2 protein-coding genes are annotated in these 3800 nt (G+C 45.4%); both read left to right on the top strand.

What is annotated here, in order from left to right; translation table 11 throughout:
* Nucleotides 1-348 precede the first annotated feature (348 nt).
* The gene (locus QZZ43_RS15460) at nucleotides 349-1932 is read left to right on the top strand and encodes a capsule assembly Wzi family protein (RefSeq protein WP_291861287.1); all 1584 of its coding nucleotides are present in this window, start codon (nucleotides 349-351) and stop codon (nucleotides 1930-1932) included.
* Nucleotides 1933-2235: 303 nt separating this feature from the next.
* Complete coding sequence (locus QZZ43_RS15455) at nucleotides 2236-3630, top strand: sugar transferase (RefSeq protein WP_291861286.1); 1395 nt, start codon at nucleotides 2236-2238, stop codon at nucleotides 3628-3630.
* Nucleotides 3631-3800 lie beyond the last annotated feature (170 nt).

Below are 3800 nucleotides of genomic sequence, written 5' to 3'. Positions count from 1 at the left end.
CTAGGGGAGGCAATTCCTCTCCCTGGGAGGGGCTAGGGGAGGCCCAAAGGCCCCTTTCCGTACACTCCGTGTTCGGGAACGAGCACTTCTGTGCTAGGGTCTTCTGATTCCTGGAAACCTCAATAGGCTTGAAAAGAGCAAGGTATCAATGGTGAAAGATTAAAAAACCTTAAAAACAACCCCCTTTTCTTCTTTTGGCATACTTTTCTCATGTGATTAGTTGGTTTAAAATTAAAAAATAGGACAATAAGAAAGCCATTCGGTCAAACGTGACATGAATGGCTTTCTTCTTTTCGGGAGGAATAAAAAAAATTATCTTTGCAGTGGAGTACTAATCCCTCGACACAAATGACTACTTCACACAGGATAACATTCATCACCTTCTTTTGCCTTGCCTTTTTTTTCCAGGCGAGGGGACAAGACAGTGTAAAAGTGAACGGAACGGCTTCGGCCGAAGTCATCCTTCACAATGGCGAATTGCCTCCTTTATGGTCCGTTGCCCTGCAGGAGGGCCGATGGAACAACCTTGCCGGTAGTCAGACATTGGTCACGGCCGCAGCAGGGATTTCCGGGGATTTTAAAAATGACTGGACACTTTCAGCCGGGGTCGAAATGGATTACGCTACCGGTTACGGCGATGCTTTTTTGCATTCAGGTTGGGGAGAGATACAGTGGAAGAGCTGGTCGTTGAAAGGGGGAAAGCACCTATTCGATCCGGTTTTTACGGAATCCAATATGGGCACCGGCAGTTACCTTTTCGGGACCAATTTTCGCCCCGTTCCCCGTGTTACGTTCGAACTTTCAGAATATACCCCCATTCCTTTTACCAACGGCTTTGCGGAAGTCCGCGGAGGCATCTCACAGGCCTGGTTGACCGACCAGCCACTGAGTGGAGATGTGCTGCTACATGAGAAATATGCCTATTTGCGCATCAATCCGGGGAGGTGGAATCTTTATGGGGGATTGAATCACAGTACTTTGTTTGGAGGCCAGCGAAACGGAGTGGATATTCCCATCGATTTTTGGCCCACCTTTTTTGGTAAAGGCAGTGACAAAATTGGAGGAGGAGAGGCGACGAATGCCGCAGGCGCTCACATGGGAATGTATGATTTCGGAACTCGTTTGGAGACTCAACACGGGTATATCAACATTTATTACCAGATTCCTTTTTCTGATGGTTCCGGGATGCTTTTCTGGCAGGGCAACAGTGACCATATATTTGGGGTTGACTGGCACCCAACAGAAACTTCATGGCTCACCAATCTGACTTTTGAGTGGTTCCAGACGACCTATCAGAGTGGTAACGGCACTCCCGATCCTTATTTGAACGGGATTATTTTCCCCAAGCAGGTAGAAGATAAAAACGGTTTTGTAGAGGAGAATTTTGGCATTGTTCCCGATCATCCTTTGTCGCTTGACGAATTTAAGGATATTCTGGAAGATGAGCTCAATCACGGAAATGATTTCGGTGGTCGTGACGGTTACATGAACAACGGAATGTATCCGGCAGGCTGGAGTCGGGAGGGCCACATTATGGGCAGTCCGCTGAACATGACCCGCGCACAGATGCTGGCAATTCGTTCCGGAATGGAATTTAATGACAGAGTAGAAATTATTAACGATCGTTTCAGTGGCTTGCATCTTGGGGGGCGGGGACAGCTTAACGAAGCTCTTTCCTGGAAAATGAAGATCACCTGGTCACGCAATTTCGGGACTTATTACGAACAATATGAAGGCGGTCGGTACAATTGGAATGAAAAGGCGGATTACTGGTTTAAAGGTGGCCGCGACCAGTGGTACACCATGGCCGGAATTTCCTGGGCCCCTTCAAAAATTGAGGGGCTTTCTGCCGGGGTTGACCTGTTTTACGACGGAGGAGATATTTATCATTCTTTTGGTGTAAAAACAGCTGTTACCTTTAGGTTGTTTTAACAAAAGGGATTGAGCTGTTAGACATTGACCTTGGCAGGTGAGCCTAAAAACAAGGTTGTTAGAACAATGCTGAGTGTAGCAATGATCAAGTAAATAAGGTTTTTGTTTCGAAATAGGTTTTTGTTGGTTTTGGAAAATCAAAACCTTACAAAACCATAATCGGGATCAGGGGTTTAGGGATGAAATCCCTTTTTGGGGAAAAAGTTAGGTCTGTAATAATTAAGTCGAGATAAAAATAATTTCTATTTGTTAAGAAAAGAGTGAAAAAACTATAAATTTGAATATTCTGATCAAAGGGAAAGTATGCTAAGGGAAAAAGCTAAAGTCGTAAACCGATTGCTTGCTATTGTTGATGTTATCATCGCATTGGTGAGTTTTAATATTGCTGTTTTGATTGAGAAAGGTTATTTGATGCCTTTTCAAAACAAAGACTCCATTATTCTGCACTTTGTGATTGTAGCTCTGTGGTATATTCTGGCCAGAACCTTTCGCCTGAATCAGCTTTACCGTTCCAGACCTTATTCTGCTGTGCTCTTTGCCTGTCTGAGTCTGGCAACTTCCGGAACAGCCTTTCTGGCCATGTCGGTGTGGGCATTAAACCTTCATTCCATCGGCTTGCGTTTGTTACTCTATTTTGGAGCCATTGACTTGGCGCTTACTTTTCTTGTTAAGGTTTTTAACTATTCTTTCCTGAAGAGGGCACGTGCAAAGGGGCATAATACTTCCAATGTGGTGGTAATTGGTGACAACAGTGCGCGGAGTTTTTTACGCCAGATGGTGAAAATGAAAGAGTGGGGATACCGGGTAACAGCCATTATTGGCACAGAGGAACTGGAGCAGGAGTTTGGTTCCGTGGCACCCTTTCTGACCAACGATACGGATGTGGAGGGACTTTTAAGAGAGAAGACCATCGATGAACTTATTTACTGCAAAGAGGGGGCCGATCAGAAGGAGATAGAACGATTGTTATCGATTACTTCTGAGTTAGGGGTGGTTTTTAGGATGTACTCCTCGTTCTTTAATATGTTGACCAATAAAACGCATTTGCACTACTTCGGTACCACACCTCTTCTGACCATTTCCAATACCCCGCTTAATTACCTGGAACTAAGGATGAAGGAGCTGTTTGATTTTCTTTTTTCTGTCTTTGTGGTCGTGGTTTTTTCTCCATTGTTTATTTTTCTGGCACTGGCCATTAAGGTTGATTCTAAAGGGCCTGTTTTCTTTTCACAAAAGAGGGTTGGGCTCAGGGGAAGAAAGTTTAATGTCTATAAATTCCGTACCATGGTCAGTAATGCCGAGGAGTTGAAAATGAAGCTGATGGAGCAAAACGAGATGGACGGGCCGGTATTTAAGATTTCCAAAGACCCGCGTATTACCCGGGTGGGTCACTTTTTGCGCAAAACCAGTCTGGATGAACTTCCACAGTTTTTTAATGTGCTCACCGGAGATATGTCTGTGGTGGGGCCACGTCCCCCGCTGCCCGATGAGGTTCGACAGTATGAGAGCTGGCAGCTTCGGCGGTTATCGATGAAACCGGGAATTACCTGTATATGGCAGGTGTCGGGTCGCAACAACATTCCCTTCGATGAATGGATGAAGATGGATCTTCAATATATTGACAGCTGGTCGCTGAAACTTGATTTTGTTATTTTTTTGAAAACCATTCGAACGATGGTCAGAGGTGACGGAAGATAATCTCTCTGTGTTCCCCCGTGCCCTCTGTGGAAAAATTAAAATACCCGATCACGCCGGGTTTAATATAACCACAGGGCCCACAGAGGAGCACAGAGCTTACCGTCTTTGTTCCGGAGGGGTTCAAACACCCACAGTGCGAAGGTCTTTTTGTCCCCCTCCCTGGGAGGGGT

The sequence above is a fragment of the Marinilabilia sp. genome (genome assembly GCF_016278715.1).
Lineage (GTDB): Bacteria > Bacteroidota > Bacteroidia > Bacteroidales > Marinilabiliaceae > Marinilabilia.
Note: the sequence above shows the minus strand (reverse complement) of the source record. Positions and strands in the feature narration are given on the sequence as shown.

Excerpts from the sequence above, each read along its gene's own strand:
- QZZ43_RS15460 (WP_291861287.1), top strand. The coding sequence starts at position 349 with ATGACTACTTCACACAGGATAACATTCATCACCTTCTTTTGCCTTGCC.
- QZZ43_RS15455 (WP_291861286.1), top strand. The coding sequence starts at position 2,236 with ATGCTAAGGGAAAAAGCTAAAGTCGTAAACCGATTGCTTGCTATTGTT.